Here is a 19896-nt window from a genome sequence, read left to right on the forward strand (position 1 = left end):
CCGAACCATTGGATACGTTGATGTTTCGTCAAATGGCTCCATGGTCGTTCCGGCGTGGGCTGAGAACGAGCCGTTCTTCCGGGCGCTACCCATCGGAGGAGGGCCACTCGCCGGCCTTCGTACGCCGCGCATAACGGTATCGGGCACGACGATCACCTGGACATACTCCGGAGCTGGTAACACGGGCAACGGCGTCACGAGAATCTTCTTGGGGGTCAAGTGACGATCATCCGCATTAGGGGCGACTACAACACGATCCAGATTGGCGACGACTATTGCAATCTGGCGTTCATGTCTAAGGGGGTGGTCACCAGCGGTGGCGGATCGTACAGCCTCGCGACGGTGACAGTGACTGGACGCAGTCCGCTGTTATTCCTGAGGCCGACACAAGGTTACTGCTGCGTGCAGAGCGTGACCAATAGCGGCAACACGTGGACGTTCACGATCGGGATGCAGAGTGGGGTCACTCAGTGCGCTTACTACGTCTTCGACACGATCCCCGGGCCCAGTTCGGAACCGTACACGATCCGCCTGCGCAATGCGTTAGGAGAGGTCACCTTCGACGCGGCCTACAAATATCTGCGCGTCCTCGACGCCGTCGCGTTGGCAGACGGCTTCTCTGATACCAACGTCGCCGCCCCGAGCGGATTTACTGTTGCGGCCGCCTTCTCTGACCCGGGCTGGTTCCTGTTGCAGGTCAACCAGCCTGCTGGCGGAGCGCCCCAGTACCCGTGGGCGTACTCGTTTTATATGAACGGTGGCATTTGCCAATGTGCTCGGATTCCTACGGTCTCTTACCAGGTGCCACCGGGATCGATTCAGGTGGGGTCGGGCCAATCTCCCTCATCGGTCATTTTCATTGACGTCACCAACCTGTAGCCCGCATCGCGCGGGCTTTCTTTATTCGGGGAATCCATGGCAGACAACACGACGACGAGCGCGGAGAAAAAGCCGCGATGGATCGATACGACCATCAACCTGCAGGCCCTGATGGGCAGTCTGATAGGTGGTGGTGTGGCGTTGACGGTCGCCTACTTCGGCATCGTCGGCCGAGTGGCCTCGCTCGAGCAAAAGGACAGTGAGCACGAGCGGCACTTCCAACGGGTGGAAACAGACATCAGGCAGACGCGCGACGACACCTCGCAGCAAATGCGCAACATCAGCGCGGACGTAAAAGAGCAACTGAGCGGGGTCAGCAACGACGTGAAGGACATTCGTCGCTACCTCATGGACAACGCCGCCGGTGCGCGGACCGACATCAAGAGGTGGACGCGATGAAGCAGTTCCTCGCCGCCCCGTGGGCGGAGATCAAGGAGTGGTGGTCGCCCAAGATCGGCGTCGTGGGCATTGTGGTGCTTGCCGCGGTGCCGGCTATCTCCGACCAGTGGCCAAACTTTGCGCCCGGTCTGCTGGCACTGTTCCCGAAGCATGGTGCGCAGTGGGTGCCAATCGTCGGTGCGGCACTGGCCGTGCTGGCCCGAGTCATTAGCCAAGCGGCAGTCCTCGAAGCATTCCGCCGCCTGTTCCGCAAGAAAGGGGGCGAAGATGCCTAGCTACGATGCAGTGAAGCTCAAGGCTGAGCTGACGACCGATGAAGGGCGCCGCGAGCGCATCTATACCGACACCGTGGGCAAGATCAGTGGCGGTATCGGCCGAAACCTAACCGACAAGGGGTTCCGCGCCGACGAAATTGACCTCATGTATCGGAATGACGTGGCCGCGGCGGAGGCTTGGCTCGATCGCAATCTGTCGTGGTGGCGCCAGCTGGATGCGGTGCGGCAGCGCGTGATGCTCAACATGGCGTTCAACATGGAGGGCAAGCTGCTGGGATTTCGGAAGTTCCTCGCGGCTGCCAAGGCGGGCGACTATCCAACGGCTTATTCGGAGATGTTGGACAGTCTCTGGGCGAATCAGGTCGGCGCGCGCGCGAAGCGACTCGCCGCGATGATGGCCACCGGAGAAGAAGCATGACTGCGACGATCATTGCGGCGCTGCTGAAATTCGGGCCGTGGCTCCTCGGTGTTGCAGGCGTCGTATTCGCGGCCTTCCGACACCAGCAGGCCAGCACCGCCACGGCGAAAGCCGCTCAGCGCGAGGCCGAGGCCGATGCCAAGGTCGCGCAAATCGAGAGAACCGAAGGGGAGGCGGATGCAACGGCCGCGCGCGCGCAGGTCAATGCCGTCAAGGAGCGAACGAATGTCGAGAACGAGATTGCTGCCGGCCCTGCTGGCGAGTCTGCTGACCGCCTGCGCAACGACTGGTCCCGCGATTGAGCCGCAGCCGCAGATCGTCACGCGCACCCGCGTCATTGACACGGGCTGCCAGACGTTCAAACCAGTCTATATCAGCAAGGCGGATGTCCTGACGAATGAGACGGCCGACGATATTTTGGCTAACAACGTGGCCGGGGAGCGTCAGTGCGGGTGGAAGCCGCGGGGAAAGTAGGCGACCGGCATCTGAAGGCGATAGAAGCGGCCGCGCCATGTTGAATTCCGGATGCGTCGGCCGCCGCCTACTATGACGCCGTGCAAGAAGGGTGGTGGGACGCACCGGAAGACCGTCAAGGCTTGGACGCGCTAGATACCGAACTTATTCACTTCCCGCCGGGCCACTTCTTTTCCAGAAAGGCGGTGAGTTGCTCGCGCAGGATGGGTTTGCGTCCGGGGTAGTCGGCAATCCCTTGAAGGATTACTTCGCGGCTTTGCTGACTGTTGTTGTAGTTGTGCGTCTTGAGGTAGTGGTCGATAAAGTACTCGACTTCCCATTCTTCGGTCGTCGACACAAAAATGCGATCCAGGTGACCCCGGTAGTGTTTGTTGTCCTTCCCCGACCATTCGCCCGTCTTAAGAGCCATCATCAACTCCGATAGATTTGCCGAAATTGGCAACCCTAGAGTACGTGCCAAAGTAAAAATTTCAAGGAATCCCCGGCGTAAACCCTTACGGACATCGAGGGTGACCGAGGGGTGAGACGATGCAGCAGTAGGGACTCGGCGTATTAGGTTAGCGGCCTGACGAAAAGTGCTTTAATATTCACGTACGGGCGAGGGCGCGAGGTGACTTTCGAGTGTTGCACGTGTGTTACGATCGCTCAGCTTCATGCGGTAAATCGCACACTTGAATTCGCCCGAGTCAACTTTATATCTTGCGTGATATAGTGCTCAACCTATACGATGGGGACAACGTACAGGAGGATCTGGACCGCATCAGGCAGGTCTCACTTGCCGATGGGGATCTCTTGGACGTTTTCCTAACGCAGATCGCGGAGAGCCGGGAAGCGATTTGGAGCCTTTCTCAGCGTGCGGGTGAGCATCCCGACCCACTTTTTAGCGTCAAGGTCATCGAGTGCTTTCAGCAGCGAGGGTTCAATGTCTCCCGCATTCGACCGTTAAGGTTGCTATCGCAATATCGAGTAATTGTGGCGTTTGACGCGCAAAACGACGATTTTTACGTGCTTGCGGTGGTCAGGAAAAAGCCTCACGATGCACCCGCAGCAATCGACCCTGATTCCTACGACTATGAGCCAGATCATCCTTTATCGCACCGTGTCTGCGATGAATACGACGACCTCGGCATCCCCCGGATCCGTCTGGGCTGACGAGCATGTCCACGCGACCACGCAGTCGCCGTCCGGTGTGACTGTCCTTGTTAGCCCAGATGTGCCGCATCGCTCGCCCCGCACGGGACGGCTACCGCGGGGGGTGGAAGCGACCCATAGAGAGACACGGGATCGAGATTATCGTGCTCGCATGGAAGGCGCGCGGCGACAACTTGTTAGCGAGGCGTTCGGGCCCGATGTCGATTCAGTTTCGAAACTTCGCTTGGCTCGGGGCCTTTCCCAACAGCAGCTCGCAGCGGCCATGGAAACAAGTCAATCGCATATTGCCAAGATAGAGGCAGGTCAAGTTCGTTTGTACTTCGAAACTGCGAAGCGCTTAGCTAGGGCTCTAAACGTTGGATTGGACCAAATCGAGCCGCTACTGCCAGGCTATACCGCGCCCGCCCTCACTACACGTGGGTCATCGCGATGAGACACGCTTACGGTTTTTTTTGCGACGACATTCGCGCCGAAGTCGGCAATAAGATCTCCTTGATGGGCCTTTATACCGGCGAGATGCATATCTCTCGTCAAGAGACGCCTGGGGGCTTGCCATGGGGGATCCCGAAGCTATGTGTCGCGGCCTATATGGACGTACCTGTGAACGAGCCTATTCGTTCGCTTCAGCTCACGTTGAAACGTGGGGATGAAACGTTGCAAGACATCGTGGTGCCTCCGGCAGAGATCCAGCAAATCATCGCGGCAGCAGTGGCGAAGAACGATCCAGATGATCCGATACGAGTCGTGGTCATAAATATGAACGTGGTTTTAGCTCCGTACATGATCGAAAAGAATCATGTGCTGGACATGCTGGTGATCGCCGACGGTGTCACCTATCGCGCTGCGAAGTTGCGAGTCAAAATAACGGATCCAGCATCTACTGCATCTTCGGGCGCCTAGCGCTCCGCGTCGGTGCACTTGCAATCGGCACTCTGGAGCAACCACATTCCGCTGTATGTTTTTTCAAGGTGGGATGGCGGCACAATCTGACAATCGAAGCCCGAATGAGCGTGTCCGGCTCACCTGATGCGCACGTCGTGCCGGCGGCCGTATCTATTGCCACCTCATCGAAGATGCGATCGCCGGCCGCTCGACGGTGCAGCGTGGCACAGCAGCGGCAGTGGATAGCTAACCTCAGTGCGGTGATCTAATTCAGTTATACGAGTTGCGGGGTTCCGGCGGCACGATCTTGAAATCGATGCGCTGCGTCAGGATCTGAGGGCTACCCGGATTGCAGCGAGCGTTGCGGGCCGCCTCGATCGCGGTATCGTCGAGGTCTTTCATGCCAGAAGACGTGCGCAAGGTCGCGGTACTCACACTGCCATCTTCTGCGACGGCGATCGCCACGACAGCCGTGCCTTTGTAGTGGATCTTCTTGGCGAAGGCTGGGTACTCGATGGCGCCCAAAGTACAGCGCGCCTCAGCGCCGTGAGCGGCGGAAAGACCAAGAGAAGTGCCAATTATGGCGACAAATACCAGACCCGTTTTTTTCATGGTTTTGTCCTTTTGTGTGCATGGAGGATCGGTCAAGCGGGCACAGATGTGCACCCCGACATAGAGGGGTTGAGGCCGCCGAGAAGGGGCCGCGATCTGTCCTATAGGGGTAAGTGCGGCCCTTACGAATCAGGCACTTACAGAGGATGGGTTTGGGATCTAATAGGGAGATTTCACTTCGTCATTCCTTTTAGAATCAAGGTTTTAACGAAGGTGAACGGAGAGGTTAATAGCCTATTAAGTCTTCGCGTGAGTTTCTCGAATGGAGATGGGTGGCCGGCTTCTCGGTTGACTATGCTTGAGGCGCGCAACGTCTGAGGAGATAGCCATGACTGCCGAACACCTAGGGCAGGAACCGTCCGCTCCGGCCAACCCAAACTGGCCAAGCCGGACTGGAAATCCATCGGGAGGAGGTCGGGGTAACAACCCGCCCTCGAAAGGCAAGTAGGCCCCGATCTCGTGGGAATACGGCTCAAGAAGCTCCGAAATTGTTGGATTTTTCGAGCGCCCGATATTCCCACGGATCGCCCGGAAACTGGCTTTGCACAAGGCTTGATGCCTGAGATTGTGATTCTTAGCTTCTGATGCCCCGAGACTGTCTAACTTGCCCATGAAATCTCCCGGAGAGCGGCATGGTTTGGTGCTCAATAATTGAGCAGCAAGTTAGAGGAATCGTCTCAAGTCTTTGATCCTGCTGACAAACATTGAGACATGGGGTGCAGGTGGTCGGAGGTTCAAATCCTCTCGCCCCGACCAGATTAGACCCGCTTGGCGTAAAGCCAAGCGGGTTTTTCATTTGTGTCGCAGGGTAGCGCGCATACCCCGTTTCTTGGATGACATCCAATATCACGCCGCTGGCAGTTGCAGTCGGACCGTGGAGACCGGCACCTCGCGCTGCTTGATGTAGCCCTCTGTCGTCGCCCGATCAGTGTGCGCGCCAGCGATCTGCAGCGCCTCGATGTTGTACCCCGCCTTCTTCGCATCGGTGAGCGCTTTCGCACGGATGTCCTTCACCGTGTACCCCTTCCCATCGAGTTGCGCGCGCGCCATTGCGTCACGCCAGGCATCGCGGCACGCCGCGGCCGTCTTCACCTTGCCGTTACGATCCGTCACCACAAAGTCTTCGGTGAGCGAGCGGATGTTGATGTCTCGTTGCAGTTCCCTGGCGCGCCGCAGCACGTCTTCGATCTCCGGCGTGATCGGCCAGTCCACCGCCTCGCCGCTGCTGTCGGCGGTCTTGCTCGGCACGAAATGGATTACGCACGCAGCGCGATCGACTTGGGACCAGCGCAGTTGCCGGATGTCAGTGGAACGCTGGCACGTGAGATAGCAGAGGTCGACGAATACCTGCATTTCGGGGCCGGTGGGCACCTTCGCCGCGAACGTGCGCCGCGCTCCGCCGACTGACTTCTCGTAGCGGTAGATAGCCAGCGCATCGCGGATCGCGAGGAAGTGCGCATGCGGGATGTACACCTTGCGCGTTTTCGGTTTCTTGAGCGCGACCTCACGGCACGGGTTCAGTGCGACGTAGCGGCGCAGTACCGCCCAGCTGAAGAATTTCGACAGCCATCCCTTCATGGCTGTCTGGGTGGGCAGCTTGTCGGCCCAGTTGCCGATGAGAAATTCCTCGACCGTACCTGGGTCCACCTCCTCGATTGCCTTCAGCTTGAACGCCTTGCGTATGTCCTCACCGCGGCGCCGCCACTCGACGCGATACGAGTCGGCATAGTGCTTGTCGTTCTGGTTCATGTACACCGCGACCAGGCGCGACATGCTGGCCTCATCGGCATCGATCTCGAGCTTCCGCTTTTCCTCGGCGAGTCGCTCGTACATGCGCGTCTGTCCTTCATCCACACGGCAGAGCTTGATCCACTTCTCGTCGGTGTTGCGCACCCAGTGGTAGCTGCCCGAGCGGACATACACGCGGCTTGGCAACCCATCAGCCTTCAGGCGGCGACGTGCATTCATGCCGCCTTCCTGATCGGCACCAGCGGCGTGCGCGCGCTCGTCGCCGCGCCCGGCAGCACGCCGGCGCGCTTGGCCTGCAGCCCTTCGAACGCGGACCAGCTCATGATGATCCGGCCGTCCGCGCGCTGGACCGGCCTGACGCCGAAATGCTGCTCGAACCATCGTATCTGCAGACTGTGCCGCTTCAGGCCGGTGACGTCCTTCAGGTCCTGTTCGCTCAATAATCGGTTGTCCATCTGTAGCTTCCAGAGTCGCCGGGTCGTTTCGATAATGCGTGCAGCTGTTGCAGATAGCGGGCACTTCTTTGAGGTCATCCGAGCTCCTGTTCCACCTGTCGCATCGCGTCGACCTTCGCGAGCGCGTTGCAATGGAGAACGCGGGCGTATTCGACGACGACGTTCTTGTCGATGGCGCCCCAGACTGCGCGCTTCTCAACAGCCCGGAGATAGTTCGAAAGAAGAGGGACGGCGTTCGGGCTTCCTGCGAGTTGGTCGAGGAAGGACTTCTCGGTGTTTGTGCCGTAGTTCGGTTCGGCGGGTGCGCTCATGTCGCGGCTCCATCGTTGTGTTGATGGAGAAATACTAGCCAGGCTATTAATTCAGTTCAATAGCTAGGCTAGTTTGTGTGCCATAGTATGTTTTAATAGCTATGCTATTTCGATAGGCGGCTGCGAAAAAAAACCGCCCAGTGGGGCGGTTCGATGCGTCTTCGCGATGCCTCTAATCGGGCCGCCAGGCCGAGGCCTTCACGATGGCGGCGACGAAATCCATCTGATCAATTTCCTCGACAGGAATCTTGATCGTCTTGTGGCTCTGGTTGACCGACAGCAGGTGCGTGTAGCCATCACGCGTATAGCCGAGGATCTTGATCATCACGCGCCCGTCTTTCGATTTCACCAGCACTTCATCGCCGGCCGTGACCGGATGGCTGGGCTCCACGACGACAAATTCACCGTCCTTGATGCGAGGCTCCATCGAGTCGCCCACGCACCGAAGGCCGTAGGCGTTGGGGTCAGTGCTAACGAAGTGGAGGTAGCCGTCGCCGTGGCCTACGGGGTACTCCAGTTCGCAAAAATGTCCGTTGTCTCCGAGCTGCGCCATCGCTACTACCGGTATTTTCTTGTATGAGTTCTGCGGGATCGGAATCGGGTTCCAGTCGTCGTTGCTGGCAATCTGTGCCTTCTTCGCGCCCTTGCCGACAGCAATCCAGATGGCACTGTAACCCGTCAGCTCCTGTAGCTTCACAGCTATTTCGAGGGGTATGGCTGTCTGCACAAGTACGCGATCGAGGCCGGCCGCGTCTATCCCCAGCTTGTCGACGAGCTCAAGGATGTCGCGACCCTGCAAGGCCTCGATCACGCGCTCGTATGCGGGGAGGAAAGGCTCCGGGACGGGGGTGACCTGGTCGGTCGGCGACTCATTCGTCTTGAGCGACGTGAGATTGAGCGTCTTCGAAATCGACCTCATCTCGTCGGCGAGCCTCGGGCTGAATGCCGCCACGTCAACGCCCAGTCCGCGCGCGAAGCCGGCGGCGGCTTTCAGGTTGAGGGCTCGTCGAGCGTTCAGATACTGCCAAACCATCCCCTGGCTGCCGATCTCGAAGCGGTTGCCGAATTCCTCCTGGCTGATTTTGCCTTTGCGGTCGGCAAACAGCGCCTTGAGGCGGTCGGCGTCCTCAATTTGCCAGGTTTCGAGGGTTTTGGTGGTTCTCATCATGCGCGCGAGTGTAGCGGTGCTATTCATTTCTACAACAAGCATAGCTATTGATTCGTGTAATAGCTATGCTATTATAAATCTCATGAAACTCGCCGAATACCTCGAATCGACCAAGACCAGCCAAGCGGCATTCGCTAAAGGGCTCGGGGTCTCCCAAGGACTCGTCTACCAGTGGATCGCTGGCAAACGGCCGGTTTCGGCCGAGCAGTGTCCGCTGATCGAGCGGCTCACCGATGGTGCGGTCACCTGCGAAGAGCTCAACGATAAAGTCGATTGGGCATTCGTGCGAGGTTCCGGCGATCGCGCCGCGGTGTAGGACCAGGGCGCGGAAGCACCAGCCATGAATTACTACGAGCGCCACATCGGCGATTACATCCGCGACACGGTCAGCCTGACCATGCTCGAGGATGGCGCCTACAACCGCTTGCTTGATCAGTACTACCAGACCGGGCGACCGCTTTCGCTGGACAGGAAGATGGTCTATCGCCTGGCGCGCGCGACGAGCGCCGCCGAGCGCAAGGCCGTTGACTTCGTGCTGGACACCTTCTTTCAGCATACCGAGGAGGGCTACACGCAAAAGCGCGTGCAGGCGGAAATCGAACGGTTTTCACAGAAGCAGCGCAAGGCGAAGGCATCTGCGGAAGCACGCTGGAGCAAATCCAAAGGCAATGCGAACGCATTCGAATTGCATGGCGCGTCGGATATGCGAACGCATAGCGAAGGCAATGCTCACCAGACACCAGACACCAATCACCAGACACCAGTAAAACCTACTACCACCACTGACGTGGTGGTCGCCGACAGCCAGCCGGCTGCCGACCTGATGCACGTCGGCGAACCGGATCAAAGACCGGGCAAGCCAGACTGCCCGCACCAGCAGATCATTGCCCTGTACCACGACATCCTGCCGATGTGCCCGCCCATCCGTGACTGGACGCCCGCGCGTGCTCAAGCCCTGCGCGCCCGTTGGAACGAGAACAAGGACCGGCAGAACCTCGACTACTGGCGGCGCTTCTTCACGTTCGTTGCCGACTCCGACTTCCTCACCGGCAGAACGAGCAGCGCTGGTCGCAAGCCGTTTCGCGCAAGCCTCGAATGGATGTGCAAGGCCGAGAACTTCACGAAAATCCGCGAAGAGCGGTATCACGAGGGAGCCGCGGCATGAACGGCCCTGACGACTTTCCACAGCCGCGCTCGCTGCATAGCGTCGAGGCCGAACAGGCAGTGCTGGGTAGCTTGCTGCTCGAGAACGAGGCGATCGATCGGATCGACGGGCTCGACGCCGCGCACTTCTGGCGCGACGACCACCGCGTGGTCTTCTCCGCGATCATGCGCCTGGTGACGGCCAACAAGCCGGCCGACGTCGTGACCGTGTATGAATTCCTGCAGGCCAATGCTCAGGCAGGGCGTGCAGGCGGCCTGCCGTACCTGAACGCGCTGGCGCAGAACACGCCGTCAGCGGCGAACGTCGCGCGCTATGCCGAGATCGTGCGAGACCGTGCCCTGCTGCGCGAGACTGCGGCGGCTGCGCGCAAGGTGCTCGAGCTGGTCGAAACGCCGAGCGCGATGAAGGGCACCGAGATCGTGGATAAGGCGCAGGGCTTGTTGGCTCAGCTGGCACAGATCGGCGTCAGTCGGGGGCCAAAGATGCTCTACGACCTGATGAATGAGTTCGTCGAACGGGTGGACGAGCGTTACCACAGCCGGATCGAGCCCGGCATCTCGACGGGGATTGCATCGCTCGACCGCGCGCTGAACGGCGGCTTTCACGACGGCAACCTGATCATCATTGCTGGCCGGCCTTCGATGGGGAAGACGGCGTTGACCACGGACATCGGGCTCAACATGGCCAGGGCTGGACGCAGCGTTCTGCTGGACTCAATGGAAATGTCGGATCAGGAGGTCGTCGCGCGGGCGGTCGCAAACCGCGGCGACATTCATCTATCCGCGCTGTTGAATGGTCGCCTCGGGGACAAGGACTGGCCGCGCCTGACTTGCGCGATCCGGCAGATGAACGACATGCGCTTCGCTATCGATGACAGCCCAGCCATGTCGCTGCTCGAGGTGCGCACGAAAGCGAAGGCGCACCAGCGCAAGCACGGGCTCGATGTCCTGATCGTCGACTACCTTGGCTTGATGTCAGGCGGCGAGGAAAAGATACGCACCCAACAGATTGGCGCGTACTCGCGCGGACTGAAGAGCCTGGCCAAGGAACTGAACATTCCGGTCGTGGCGCTGGCCCAGCTCAGCCGAAAGAGCGAGGACCGGCCGGACAAGAAGCCAATCCTGTCCGACCTGCGCGATTCGGGCGACATCGAACAGGACGCGGACGTGGTCATGCTGGTGCACCGGCCCGAGATGTACGACCCGAACAACGACGCGTTGACGGGCTACGCCGAGCTGCTGATCCGGAAGAACCGGAACGGGGCGCTTTGCGATGTGCCGCTGCTATACCGCGGTGCGGTGACGAAATTCGAGGAATGGACGGGTCCGGCGCCGATGATCAGCCACGGTCCAGCCGTCCGCAAGCGCGGCCTCGCCGCGGAACTTTGATTGCAGGCCCACGCGTGTTTTTTGATTGGAGAGGATTAGATGGACAAACCGCTGTTCGCAGACGTCTCACACGCGCTGCACGTTTCCTACCTGGCGCTTGCGATGCCACCGCGGCAGAAGGCGTCGTTCCGCAACATGCTGATCCATCTGATCGAGGGGATCGATGAGCCAACGGCAGCGCAGGAGAAGTGGCTGGCCGAGTTGCGTGGCCCCGCGGGCATGGGCGACTACGACCCGGACCGGCTGACCATGATCGAGATGCGCGCTCAGTACGCGATGATCACCGACGCGGCGAAGACACGGCTGACGTCGCCGGAGTACGCGGCGGTGCTGGCGCGCTACGGCCACGGGCCCGACAAGATGGCCGGATGCCAGCGTCTGGCGGTCTACGCGCGACGCTCGTGCGGGCTGACAGCGCTTGGCCTGCTCACCAGCCTGACGGTCCGGCACCATCTGCCGCGCGCGCAGCGGGATGGGTACGCCCTGCGTGACCTCGCCGACAAGGCGAAGACCAGCACCTACAAGGTCGCTCAGGCAGCGAAGTGGATGGAGAAGAATTTCAGAGCGCTGGAGGCAAAAGCGTTGGAGCGGCTGGAGCCTTCATTTGTGGCTCACGGCCTCGTGCCAGACCGTACAACGTGCGACTCGGCGCAAGCGGTTGTCGCGTAAGGGATCGCGGGAGAAATTCTCTTGCCTTCTTCAAACAAGCGATGTAGATTTAACCCACACTCAGCCAAGCCCCGCCCGGTTCACGCCGCGCGGGGCTTTTTTATTGCCTCGCAGCTTTATCGGAGTAGAGCATGGCCAATACCAGCGCAACCGGCGGGCCGCTGGCACCAGCCGTCGCATCTCCGCCGATCGAAGACGATGCGCTCGACGACTTGCTGCGGGTACTGGTCGCGGGCGTGACAGGGCTCAGCGGCTCGATGGTGCGGTCGCTATGGCAGCCTGCCGACGCGGAGCCCCCAGGGCCAGACACAGACTGGTGCGCGATGGGCATCACTGCCCAGACCAACGACGCGGCGCCGGTGATTCGGCACGATCCGGCCGGAGACGGCAGCGATATCTACATTCGGCATCAGGACCTCGACGTGCTGTGCTCGTTCTACGGGCCCGGCGCGAAGGGTAACGCGCAGCGCCTGGCCGACGGCATGGCCATTCCGCAGAACAGCGAACAGCTAGGCGTGCACGACGCGAAGTTCATCAGCGTTTCGGACATCCGCCCGGCGCAGGACTTCGTCAATCAGCAGGGGGTACGGCGTTACGACATGACGCTGAACCTGCGTCGCAAGATCACCCGGACCTACCCGGTCCTGAACCTGCTCTCCGCAGAAGTGCAGTACACCACCGACTCGGTGCCGCCGGTAGCCGGCACGACCATCATTGACCAGTAGAGGCACAATATGTCCAACGGACTGCCGGTTTCTCGGCTAATCAACGTCGCCATCAATATGTCGCCGCTGGCGGCGCAAGGCGCCAATCTGAATACAGCGCTGCTTCTGGGCGCATCGTCGGCGATCGATGCCAACGAGCGCATGCGCGCGTTTGGCTCCATCGACGAGGTGGCATCCACCTTCGGCACGCTCGCGCCCGAGTATCTGGCGGCGCTGCTGTACTTCCAGCAGACGCCCCAGCCGTCCGAACTGCTTATCGGCCGCTGGGCGAAGACCGCAACGTCTGGCCTGCTGCGTGGCGCGGCACTCTCGACGGCGCAGAAGGACATCAACACGTGGAAGGCCGTCACGGCGGGCTCGTTCAAGGTCACCGTCGATGCGAGCCTGAAGACGCTGTCCACGCTGGATTTCTCCGGCGTGACCAACCTGAACGGCGTGGCCACGATCATCCAGACCGCGCTGGCCGGCGCGACGTGCGTGTGGAACGGTACGCAGTTCGTCATCACGTCGCCTACCACTGGCACCTCGTCGAAGATCAGCTACGCGACGCCCACGGGCACTGGCACCGATATCTCCACGATGCTTGGCATGACCAGCTCGCTGGCGTCCGCGCCGGTTGATGGCATCCTGGCCGAGACGCCCGACGCCTGCGTGGCGCTGTTTCTCGATCGCTTCGCCAACAAGTTCCTCGGCCTCCAGTTCGCGGACAGCAGCCTGACCAACGACCAGCACGTAGCCGTGGCCGACCTCATCGAGGGCGACCAGAAGCACCTGTATGGCGCCACGACGCAGGAGCCGCAGGCGCTCGACAGCACGGCCACCACGGATCTGCTGTCGCGCTTCAAGGCAAAGGCCTACAAGTACTCGTTCGCGCAGTACTCAAGCACGAGCCCGTACGCTGTCGCTTCGCTGTTCGGACGCCTGCTGACGACCGATTTCAACGCCAACAACAGCACCATCACGCTGATGTGGAAGCAGGAACCCGGCATCGTGCCGGAGACCCTGTCGAGCACGCAGGCGAATGTGCTGCAGGACAAGCGCGGCAATGTCTTCGTCGCGTACAACAACGACACCGCGATCGTTCAGTACGGCGTGACGCCGAGCGGCATCTTCATCGACTCGGTCTACAACTCGATCTGGTTCCAGAACCGTATTCAGACCGATGTGTACAACCTGCTGTATCAGAGCCCGACGAAGATCCCGCAGACCGACACCGGCAATGCGCTGATCGCCACCGTGATCGCGAGCGTGTGCGACGCGGCGGTGAATAACGGCTATCTGGCGCCGGGCGTATGGAACTCGGCCGGCTTCGGCGCATTGAAGCAGGGAGATCCGCTGGCCAAGGGCTACTACATCTACGTGCCACCGATCGCATTGCAGTCGCAGGCCGACCGCGAGGCTCGCAAGTCGGTGCCGTTCCAGATCGCCGCCAAAGAGGCCGGCGCCATCCACAGCGTTGACATCCTCGTCAACGTGAACCGCTGATAGGGGAAATCATGTCGGGTACCTATTCCTTCATCGACGTCCAGGCATCCATCACGGGTCCTGGCGGCTCTTTCTCGCTGGGATACGGCGAGGCCACGGCACAGGAGGGCATCACTGTCGCCATGGCGAACGACAAGAATGTGATGACCATCGGCGCGGACGGCGAGGGCATGCATAGCCTGCACGCCGACAACTCCGGCCAGATCACGCTGCGCTACCTCAAGACGGCACCGATCAATCGCACGCTGATGGCGTTGTACAACGGCCAGAAGCTCGACAGCCGGCTGTGGGGCAAGAACGTGATCGTCATCAACCAGTCGGTGGCGGGCGATATCGTCACGGCGGTGCAGTGCGCCTTCAAGAAGTTGCCCGACCTGACGTATGCGCAGGACGGCGGCACGGTCGAGTGGGTGTTCGAGGCGGTGCGCATCGACGAAATGCTGGGGACGTACTAATGGGCCGCGAGATTCAGCTTGGTGGCAGCCAATACTCGATCGGGCGCCTGAGCGCGATGCAGCAGCTGCACGTCTCGCGTCGAGTGGCGCCGATCGTGCCAGCGTTGATTCCGGTCTTTCTGAGCATGCGCGGCAGCGCCACCTTTGGCGAGAACCTGGAAGGCCTTGCCGACGCGTTGCAGCCACTCGCGGATGGGCTGGCTGGTCTGAAGGACGAGGACGCCGAGTATGTGGTCGGCACCTGCCTGTCCGCCGTCCAGCGCCAGCAGCCGACCGGCTGGGCGCGCGTGTGGGCGCTCGAGCAGAAGCGCCTCATGTTCGAAGATATGGACATGGGGGTGATCCTTCCGCTCGTCGTGCAGGTCATCGTGGCGAATCTCGGCCCTTTTATTCAAGGGTTGCTTACCAGCCAAGCGAGCAGCCCAGATCTGGCGACACCAGCTGGGTAAGACACCTGCCGGGCGGCGAGGAATACCTGCTTAGGCCAGTCAAGGCTCAGATGTGCAAGTACGAATCGATGTTCGACGGCACGCTCGGCCTTGCGGACTTCGCGCTGATGAATGACTTCCTGCTGATGGAAGACGACAACCAGGCAGCCGCACGCCGCGCGCTGGATCCGAAGAATGGCCAATAACGACAATATCCGCGAGCTTCTGGTCGGTCTCGGCTTCAAGGTCGATGAGACGGGCTTGAAGAACTTCGACGAAGGGGTCGAGCGGGCCGCGAAGGGCGTCACGCAACTCGTCACGACCATCGGCGCGTCCGCGCGTTCGGTGAGCGCTGGCGTCTCGGCGCTCGCGTCGAAGCTCGAGGAAATCTACTTCGTTGCCCAGCGGACCGGCGCCACGGCGACCAGCCTGAAGGCCTTCGACTTCGCCGCGCGCAACCTTGGCATCTCGTCCGAGACGGCGTTTGGTGCTGTCGAAAGCCTGGCGAAATACCTGCGCAGCAATCCAGCCGGTGAGCGCTACCTCGCCACGCTGGGCGTGCAGACGCGTAATGCGAACGGCGAGCTGCGCGACACTGCGGACATCCTTGCCGATGTTGGCAAGGAACTGGCCAACAAGCCGACCTTGTCGGGCAAGTATGGAGAAGCCCTCGGTATCGACCCGAACCTCCTGCTGGCAATGCGCAGCGGCGAGTTCGCCAGGTTCATGCAGCAGTACCGGGATATGTCCCGGAACAGCGGTCTGGACCAGGCGGCGGAAGACTCGCACCGTTTCATGGTGCAGATGCGCGAGCTCGGCGCGACGTTCGAGAGCTTCGGCATCAAGGTCGAGGGGGCGCTGCTGCGCAAGGTTGGGCCGCTGCTGGAGCAGTTCCAGGGGTGGGTTGACGAGCATGGCGACGAGATCGCCGGGCGGGTCGCGGATATCGCGAGCGCCATCCTGACCGCGGCGGAGACGCTTGGGCCGCCGCTGAGGTGGGTGGCTGACCAGTTCATCGAACTGGACCGGGTCACCGATGGCTGGTCTACGAAAATCCTGCTGCTGGTCAGCGCGTTCGGCGCGCTGGGCGGCTTCAAGATCGTTGGCGGCCTGTGGGACATGGTGAAGGCGGTGCGCGCACTGTTCGCAGCCAATGCTGCCGCGGCGGCCGGTGGCGCAGCGGCTGGTGCGGGCGGCGCGGCTGGGGCGGCAGGTGCTGGGGCGGCAGGTGCGGGGGCGGCAGGTGCTGGTGCGGCAAGTGCCGGTGCGGCAAGGGCTGGTGCAGTGGCTGGCCGGATGTCGCGCTTTCTGCCGTGGCTTGGGCGATTCGCAGGTGCGGCCGGCCTGGGGCTCTACAGCAGCGACCTGAATACGGGCGAGGAAGCGGAACTTGCGCGGCGACGTGCCGCGGCTGGCGCGGAGCAACGGCCCGCCGGCGCATACGGCGCTGCGCAGTGGAATCCGGATCGGCAGGCGAACTTCAAGGCGTGGTCGGGCAAGGACATCCGCGATTCGTCGCTGACGGAACAGTTGCAGTTCGTGCACTACGAGCTGACGCAGGGCGCCGACCAGCGCGCCGGCCAGTTGCTGCGGGCCGCGCAGAACGCCCAGCAAGCTGGAGAGATCGTATCGCGTTACTACGAGCGTCCGGCACAGGCTGATGCCGAAGCCGCACGCCGTGGTGCGTCCGCTGTCTCGCTGCAGCAAGAGACGAACATCAACGTGTACGGTGTCTCCGATCCCGCCGCCGCTGGCCGCGCGGCAGCCGACTCGCAGGCGCAGGTGAATGGCGACATGGTGCGCAACTTTCAGGGAGCAATCGCGTGAGCATTCTCGACATGATCTTCTTGAAGTCGAAACGCATCGACGCCATCGAGATCGGCGTTGAGCTCGAGGAAACACATCTCGACGAGTTGCAGATCACCGAGCACCCTGTGGAGAAGGGCGCGGAGATCAACGATCACGCGTACAAGCGCCAGCCCGAGCTGACACTGAAATGCGGGTGGAGCAATTCACAGATCAAGGCACTGGCCGGAGCGCTGGAATCGATCTTTGAGGGCGGTGCGCTGCCGTCAGCCGACTACGTCAGCACGGTCTATTCCCAGCTGCTGGCGCTGCAGGAGACGCGGCGGCCGTTCGATGTGGTCACGTCCCTCCGCATCTACCGCGACATGTTGTTCAAGTCGCTGTCGGTGACGAAGGACCAGAAGACGGGCGCCGCACTGTACATCACAGCGACGCTGAAGCAGATCCGGATCGTCCAGACGCAGGCGACGACGCTGCCGACGCGGCAGGACCAGGCAGATCCGCAGTCAACCGCCGAGACCCTGACAGCTGGGGTCAAGGCAGCGTTGCCGGCCATCCCGGTGCCCGGCGGCGCGATTCCCTCGGAGCTCTGGTGATGGCGAACTACTTTGAAGTCCCGCTGAGTCCGGAACCGCAACGTTTCACCATCACGCTCGGCGGCGTGGACTATCGACTGACGGTGCAGTATCGGAAGGCTGGTGGCGCCGGCTGGGTGCTCGATATCGCCGACGCGGCGAACCAGCCGCTGGTCAGTGGATTGCCGCTCGTGACCGGCGTGGATCTGCTCGGGCAGTATCGGCACCTGCAGTTCGGCGGCCGGCTCTGGGTGCAAGGCGCGGAGAATCCCGACGATGTGCCGACGTACGACGATCTGGGCATCGGCTCGCACGTGTTCTGGGTGACAGACTGATGGGCGTTCATCAATTTGGCCGAAAGGTCTCGATCCTCGTTGGCCAGGACGGCGGCGCTGCGCTTGAACTGTCCGATCTGCGTGTCGTGTACACCATCAAGCGTGGCGACAATCAGACGCCCAACTCGGCGCGCCTGCGCGTGTTCAACGTCTCGGATGCCACGCGCCATCGCATCGAGCGCGAGTTCGGGCGGATCGTGGTGCAGGCTGGCTACGAGGGGAACTTCGGCATCATCTTCGACGGCACGATCAAGCAGGTTCGACGGGGGCGCGAGAACCAGACGGATACCTATCTGGACATCACCGCGGCAGACGGCGATTCGGCCTATAACTTCGCCGTCGTGAACAACACGCTTTCCGCCGGCTCGACGGCCGCGGATCACGTGCAGGTGTGCACAAGGGCGATGGTGCAGTTTGGCGTAACGCTCGGCTACACACCATTCGGCAACCCGACATCGTCCAAACCGACGGCGGCCGATATTGCCGACCAGCAGGCCAAAGTGGGTGCCGCGCGCAAGCCGCTGGACGCGAAGCAGAGCGAGCAGCTTGCATTGCTTGGCCAAGTCAAAGACTTGCGCGTCCGGGCAGAAGAACTCAGCCAGGCGGGAGATCAAGCTGGTGAGATCGCGCTGCTTCGTCAGGCACAAGGCCTGCTGGGGCAGGTCGATCAGCTCGAGAAAGAGGTGAACAGCCTGTACCTGCCGGCGTGGCAGCGCGAGGACGCGAAGCTGAAGGCGATGCAGGCTTCCGCGGCGCTGCCAGATCCGCCGGTCGCATCCCGACAAGGGTTGCCGCGCGGAAAGGTGATGTTCGGCATGGCTCGCGATTTCATGCGCTGGACCGCGCGAACCGAGCAGACAGTCTGGAGCATCCAGGACGGCAAGGTGATCATGGTGCCGGAGACTTCTTACTTGCCGGGCGAGATTCCGGTGATCACCGCCGAAACGGGCATGATTGGCATGCCCGAGCAGACGCAAAACGGCATCACGATCAAGATGCTGACGAACCCGAGCGTCAAGATCGGACGGCTGATCCGGATCGATAACGCCAGCGTGCAGCGGTATGAGTACAGTCTCAACGTGGGGCAGAAGGAGCAGAACGAGCGGATCCAAAAGCAGGCGAAGCTGCAGGATGACGGCTTCTACTACGTCATGATCGCCGAACACTCTGGCGACACGCGCGGAAAGGAGTACTACACCGATGTGTTCTGCCTGGCGGCAGACGTCACAGTGCTGCCGGACAGCCTTAACGATCGCGGAGAGGTAAAGCCGGAAAACGCGATCAAGCGCTTCGGCTAGCGGCCTTAGGCCGGCAGCACGCTCGGCGCAACTAACAGAATCATCTTCTTCCTAGCGACACCATGGACAGGCGAGAACGGGTCAACGACCCTGAAGTAGCGCTTCGCGAGGCGCTGGACGGGTATCGCGCGGGCATCTGGACAGCGCTGCCGGGCATCGTCCAGTCTTTCCAGAGCGCCCCAGGTCGGTCTCCAACCTGCTCGGTGCAGCCCGCGATCAAGATGCAGGTGCGCCAGCTGGATGGCACGATTGCGAGCGTCGCGCTGCCGTTGCTGGTGGACTGCCCGGTGCAGTTCCCGTCTGGCGGCAATTGCACGCTGACCTTCCCGGTGGCCCCGGGCGATGAATGTCTGGTCGTGTTTGCCAGCCGTTGCATCGACGGCTGGTGGCAGTCGGGTGGCGTGCAGGAGCAGGCGGAACTGCGCATGCACGATCTGTCGGACGGGTTCGTGCTGCTGGGCTTCCGCTCCGTGCCGCGCGCGCTGACGGACGTCAGCACTGCCACGGCGCAGCTGCGCAGCGACGACGGCACGACTTACGTGGATCTGGACCCGGCCGGTCATATCGTCAAGGTCAAAGCTCCCGGGGGCATCGTGTTGGATACGCCAACCGTGACCGTGACAGGCGTGATGGCTGTGCAGAACGCCGGTTCTGCCTCAACCGCCTTCTCCATCAACGGCAACACGCAGTTCACCGGTCAGGTGCGCGCCAATGGCAAGCGCATCGACGACACCCACGCTCACAGCGGCGTGCAGCCGGGCAGCGGCAACAGCGGCCAGGTCATCTGAGGATT

28 protein-coding genes are annotated in these 19896 nt (G+C 61.4%); 22 read left to right on the forward strand and 6 right to left on the reverse strand.

The window, feature by feature from the left end:
- Nucleotides 1-219: 219 nt before the first annotated feature.
- The 5 genes from LDO41_RS19630 to LDO41_RS19650 are packed head-to-tail and all read left to right on the forward strand — an operon-like array spanning nt 220 to nt 2273.
- Nucleotides 220-879 (forward strand): hypothetical protein, encoded by a 660-nt coding sequence (locus LDO41_RS19630; protein ID WP_223991238.1) that lies wholly within the window; start codon nt 220-222, stop codon nt 877-879.
- 36 nt (nt 880-915) lie between these two features.
- Entirely contained in the window at nt 916-1278 is a 363-nt protein-coding gene (locus tag LDO41_RS19635) for a hypothetical protein (RefSeq protein WP_223991240.1), read from the forward strand.
- A complete protein-coding gene (locus LDO41_RS19640; RefSeq protein WP_223991242.1) occupies nt 1275-1553 on the forward strand; it encodes a DUF7940 domain-containing protein in 279 nt (92 codons plus the stop codon). Before LDO41_RS19635 ends, LDO41_RS19640 begins: the two co-directional genes overlap by 4 nt.
- Nucleotides 1546-1971, forward strand: coding sequence for a lysozyme family protein (locus LDO41_RS19645; protein WP_223991245.1), 426 nt, complete (start codon nt 1546-1548; stop codon nt 1969-1971). The genes LDO41_RS19640 and LDO41_RS19645 overlap by 8 nt, the downstream gene beginning before the upstream one ends.
- Entirely contained in the window at nt 1968-2273 is a 306-nt protein-coding gene (locus LDO41_RS19650; protein ID WP_223991247.1) for a hypothetical protein, read from the forward strand. The genes LDO41_RS19645 and LDO41_RS19650 overlap by 4 nt, the downstream gene beginning before the upstream one ends.
- 320 nt (nt 2274-2593) lie before the next feature.
- Here LDO41_RS19650 and LDO41_RS19655 read toward each other — a convergent pair whose 3' ends face one another.
- On the reverse strand, nt 2594-2857 hold the full coding sequence (locus LDO41_RS19655) for a hypothetical protein (RefSeq protein ID WP_223991249.1): 264 nt from the start codon (nt 2855-2857) through the stop codon (nt 2594-2596).
- 287 nt (nt 2858-3144) lie between these two features.
- Here LDO41_RS19655 and LDO41_RS19660 point away from each other — a divergent pair, with 287 nt between their 5' ends.
- The 3 genes from LDO41_RS19660 to LDO41_RS19670 all read left to right on the forward strand — a co-directional run bounded on the left by LDO41_RS19660 (nt 3145) and on the right by LDO41_RS19670 (nt 4497).
- Nucleotides 3145-3597, forward strand: coding sequence for a hypothetical protein (locus LDO41_RS19660; protein ID WP_223991251.1), 453 nt, complete (start codon nt 3145-3147; stop codon nt 3595-3597).
- A gap of 151 nt (nt 3598-3748) precedes the next feature.
- Nucleotides 3749-4030 carry a helix-turn-helix domain-containing protein gene (locus LDO41_RS34370; RefSeq protein ID WP_223991252.1) on the forward strand — a complete coding sequence of 94 codons (282 nt, stop codon included), beginning with the start codon at nt 3749-3751 and terminating at the stop codon, nt 4028-4030.
- Entirely contained in the window at nt 4027-4497 is a 471-nt protein-coding gene (locus LDO41_RS19670) for a hypothetical protein (protein ID WP_223991254.1), read from the forward strand. Before LDO41_RS34370 ends, LDO41_RS19670 begins: the two co-directional genes overlap by 4 nt.
- Nucleotides 4498-4749: 252 nt before the next feature.
- Here the strand turns inward: LDO41_RS19670 and LDO41_RS19675 are convergent, their stop codons facing one another.
- The 5 genes from LDO41_RS19675 to LDO41_RS19695 form a co-directional block, all read right to left on the reverse strand.
- Nucleotides 4750-5091, reverse strand: a complete 342-nt coding sequence (locus tag LDO41_RS19675) for a TonB family protein (protein ID WP_223991256.1) — start codon at nt 5089-5091, stop codon at nt 4750-4752.
- Nucleotides 5092-5937: 846 nt separating this feature from the next.
- Nucleotides 5938-7059 (reverse strand): tyrosine-type recombinase/integrase, encoded by a 1122-nt coding sequence (locus LDO41_RS19680; protein ID WP_223991258.1) that lies wholly within the window; start codon nt 7057-7059, stop codon nt 5938-5940.
- The gene (locus tag LDO41_RS19685) at nt 7056-7373 is read right to left on the reverse strand and encodes a DUF4224 domain-containing protein (protein WP_223991260.1); all 318 of its coding nucleotides are present in this window, start codon (nt 7371-7373) and stop codon (nt 7056-7058) included. The genes LDO41_RS19680 and LDO41_RS19685 overlap by 4 nt, the downstream gene beginning before the upstream one ends.
- Nucleotides 7370-7606 (reverse strand): hypothetical protein, encoded by a 237-nt coding sequence (locus LDO41_RS19690; protein ID WP_223991262.1) that lies wholly within the window; start codon nt 7604-7606, stop codon nt 7370-7372. Before LDO41_RS19690 ends, LDO41_RS19685 begins: the two co-directional genes overlap by 4 nt.
- Nucleotides 7607-7778: 172 nt before the next feature.
- The gene (locus LDO41_RS19695; protein WP_223991264.1) at nt 7779-8774 is read right to left on the reverse strand and encodes a S24 family peptidase; all 996 of its coding nucleotides are present in this window, start codon (nt 8772-8774) and stop codon (nt 7779-7781) included.
- 82 nt (nt 8775-8856) lie between these two features.
- Between LDO41_RS19695 and LDO41_RS19700 the strand changes: the two genes are divergently transcribed.
- The 14 genes from LDO41_RS19700 (at nt 8857) to LDO41_RS19760 (ending at nt 19891) form a co-directional block, all read left to right on the forward strand.
- The gene (locus LDO41_RS19700) at nt 8857-9090 is read left to right on the forward strand and encodes a transcriptional regulator (protein ID WP_223991266.1); all 234 of its coding nucleotides are present in this window, start codon (nt 8857-8859) and stop codon (nt 9088-9090) included.
- 24 nt (nt 9091-9114) lie between these two features.
- The gene (locus LDO41_RS19705) at nt 9115-9939 is read left to right on the forward strand and encodes a YdaU family protein (protein WP_223991269.1); all 825 of its coding nucleotides are present in this window, start codon (nt 9115-9117) and stop codon (nt 9937-9939) included.
- The gene (gene dnaB, locus LDO41_RS19710) at nt 9936-11327 is read left to right on the forward strand and encodes a replicative DNA helicase (RefSeq protein WP_223991270.1); all 1392 of its coding nucleotides are present in this window, start codon (nt 9936-9938) and stop codon (nt 11325-11327) included. Before LDO41_RS19705 ends, dnaB begins: the two co-directional genes overlap by 4 nt.
- A 39-nt stretch (nt 11328-11366) precedes the next feature.
- Nucleotides 11367-11996 carry a hypothetical protein gene (locus LDO41_RS19715; RefSeq protein ID WP_223991272.1) on the forward strand — a complete coding sequence of 210 codons (630 nt, stop codon included), beginning with the start codon at nt 11367-11369 and terminating at the stop codon, nt 11994-11996.
- A gap of 131 nt (nt 11997-12127) precedes the next feature.
- Nucleotides 12128-12721 (forward strand): phage neck terminator protein, encoded by a 594-nt coding sequence (locus LDO41_RS19720; protein ID WP_223991274.1) that lies wholly within the window; start codon nt 12128-12130, stop codon nt 12719-12721.
- Nucleotides 12722-12730: 9 nt separating this feature from the next.
- The gene (locus tag LDO41_RS19725; RefSeq protein ID WP_223991276.1) at nt 12731-14206 is read left to right on the forward strand and encodes a DUF3383 domain-containing protein; all 1476 of its coding nucleotides are present in this window, start codon (nt 12731-12733) and stop codon (nt 14204-14206) included.
- An 11-nt stretch (nt 14207-14217) separates the two neighbouring features.
- Nucleotides 14218-14661 (forward strand): phage structural protein, encoded by a 444-nt coding sequence (locus tag LDO41_RS19730; protein WP_223991278.1) that lies wholly within the window; start codon nt 14218-14220, stop codon nt 14659-14661.
- Nucleotides 14661-15110, forward strand: a complete 450-nt coding sequence (locus LDO41_RS19735; protein ID WP_223991280.1) for a phage tail assembly chaperone — start codon at nt 14661-14663, stop codon at nt 15108-15110. The genes LDO41_RS19730 and LDO41_RS19735 overlap by 1 nt, the downstream gene beginning before the upstream one ends.
- Before the next feature lie 50 nt (nt 15111-15160).
- Nucleotides 15161-15295: a DUF6889 family protein gene (locus LDO41_RS34235; RefSeq protein WP_290370899.1), complete on the forward strand. Its 135-nt coding sequence runs from the start codon at nt 15161-15163 to the stop codon at nt 15293-15295.
- Nucleotides 15285-16916: a phage tail tip lysozyme gene (locus tag LDO41_RS19740; protein WP_223991282.1), complete on the forward strand. Its 1632-nt coding sequence runs from the start codon at nt 15285-15287 to the stop codon at nt 16914-16916. Before LDO41_RS34235 ends, LDO41_RS19740 begins: the two co-directional genes overlap by 11 nt.
- The gene (locus LDO41_RS19745) at nt 16913-17491 is read left to right on the forward strand and encodes a phage baseplate protein (RefSeq protein ID WP_223991284.1); all 579 of its coding nucleotides are present in this window, start codon (nt 16913-16915) and stop codon (nt 17489-17491) included. Before LDO41_RS19740 ends, LDO41_RS19745 begins: the two co-directional genes overlap by 4 nt.
- Nucleotides 17491-17805 carry a phage baseplate plug family protein gene (locus LDO41_RS19750; protein ID WP_223991286.1) on the forward strand — a complete coding sequence of 105 codons (315 nt, stop codon included), beginning with the start codon at nt 17491-17493 and terminating at the stop codon, nt 17803-17805. Before LDO41_RS19745 ends, LDO41_RS19750 begins: the two co-directional genes overlap by 1 nt.
- 140 nt (nt 17806-17945) lie before the next feature.
- A complete protein-coding gene (locus LDO41_RS19755) occupies nt 17946-19103 on the forward strand; it encodes a hypothetical protein (RefSeq protein ID WP_223991288.1) in 1158 nt (385 codons plus the stop codon).
- A gap of 62 nt (nt 19104-19165) precedes the next feature.
- Nucleotides 19166-19891, forward strand: a complete 726-nt coding sequence (locus LDO41_RS19760; RefSeq protein WP_223991289.1) for a Gp138 family membrane-puncturing spike protein — start codon at nt 19166-19168, stop codon at nt 19889-19891.
- Nucleotides 19892-19896 lie beyond the last annotated feature (5 nt).

Source organism: Cupriavidus pampae (genome assembly GCF_914271485.1).
In the GTDB taxonomy this organism is placed as follows: Bacteria; Pseudomonadota; Gammaproteobacteria; order Burkholderiales; family Burkholderiaceae; genus Cupriavidus; species Cupriavidus pampae.

Coding starts and splice junctions, on each gene's coding strand:
- LDO41_RS19645 (WP_223991245.1), top strand. CDS start 1,546: ATGCCTAGCTACGATGCAGTGAAGCTCAAGGCTGAGCTGACGACCGAT.
- LDO41_RS19640 (WP_223991242.1), top strand. CDS start 1,275: ATGAAGCAGTTCCTCGCCGCCCCGTGGGCGGAGATCAAGGAGTGGTGG.
- LDO41_RS19700 (WP_223991266.1), top strand. CDS start 8,857: ATGAAACTCGCCGAATACCTCGAATCGACCAAGACCAGCCAAGCGGCA.
- LDO41_RS19685 (WP_223991260.1), bottom strand. CDS start 7,373: ATGACCTCAAAGAAGTGCCCGCTATCTGCAACAGCTGCACGCATTATC.
- LDO41_RS19635 (WP_223991240.1), top strand. CDS start 916: ATGGCAGACAACACGACGACGAGCGCGGAGAAAAAGCCGCGATGGATC.
- LDO41_RS19680 (WP_223991258.1), bottom strand. CDS start 7,059: ATGAATGCACGTCGCCGCCTGAAGGCTGATGGGTTGCCAAGCCGCGTG.
- LDO41_RS34370 (WP_223991252.1), top strand. CDS start 3,749: ATGGAAGGCGCGCGGCGACAACTTGTTAGCGAGGCGTTCGGGCCCGAT.
- LDO41_RS19760 (WP_223991289.1), top strand. CDS start 19,166: ATGGACAGGCGAGAACGGGTCAACGACCCTGAAGTAGCGCTTCGCGAG.
- LDO41_RS19695 (WP_223991264.1), bottom strand. CDS start 8,774: ATGATGAGAACCACCAAAACCCTCGAAACCTGGCAAATTGAGGACGCC.
- LDO41_RS19735 (WP_223991280.1), top strand. CDS start 14,661: ATGGGCCGCGAGATTCAGCTTGGTGGCAGCCAATACTCGATCGGGCGC.
- LDO41_RS19690 (WP_223991262.1), bottom strand. CDS start 7,606: ATGAGCGCACCCGCCGAACCGAACTACGGCACAAACACCGAGAAGTCC.
- LDO41_RS19675 (WP_223991256.1), bottom strand. CDS start 5,091: ATGAAAAAAACGGGTCTGGTATTTGTCGCCATAATTGGCACTTCTCTT.
- LDO41_RS19650 (WP_223991247.1), top strand. CDS start 1,968: ATGACTGCGACGATCATTGCGGCGCTGCTGAAATTCGGGCCGTGGCTC.
- dnaB (WP_223991270.1), top strand. CDS start 9,936: ATGAACGGCCCTGACGACTTTCCACAGCCGCGCTCGCTGCATAGCGTC.
- LDO41_RS19750 (WP_223991286.1), top strand. CDS start 17,491: ATGGCGAACTACTTTGAAGTCCCGCTGAGTCCGGAACCGCAACGTTTC.
- LDO41_RS19670 (WP_223991254.1), top strand. CDS start 4,027: ATGAGACACGCTTACGGTTTTTTTTGCGACGACATTCGCGCCGAAGTC.
- LDO41_RS19725 (WP_223991276.1), top strand. CDS start 12,731: ATGTCCAACGGACTGCCGGTTTCTCGGCTAATCAACGTCGCCATCAAT.
- LDO41_RS19715 (WP_223991272.1), top strand. CDS start 11,367: ATGGACAAACCGCTGTTCGCAGACGTCTCACACGCGCTGCACGTTTCC.
- LDO41_RS19730 (WP_223991278.1), top strand. CDS start 14,218: ATGTCGGGTACCTATTCCTTCATCGACGTCCAGGCATCCATCACGGGT.
- LDO41_RS19740 (WP_223991282.1), top strand. CDS start 15,285: ATGGCCAATAACGACAATATCCGCGAGCTTCTGGTCGGTCTCGGCTTC.
- LDO41_RS19720 (WP_223991274.1), top strand. CDS start 12,128: ATGGCCAATACCAGCGCAACCGGCGGGCCGCTGGCACCAGCCGTCGCA.
- LDO41_RS34235 (WP_290370899.1), top strand. CDS start 15,161: ATGTGCAAGTACGAATCGATGTTCGACGGCACGCTCGGCCTTGCGGAC.
- LDO41_RS19705 (WP_223991269.1), top strand. CDS start 9,115: ATGAATTACTACGAGCGCCACATCGGCGATTACATCCGCGACACGGTC.
- LDO41_RS19655 (WP_223991249.1), bottom strand. CDS start 2,857: ATGATGGCTCTTAAGACGGGCGAATGGTCGGGGAAGGACAACAAACAC.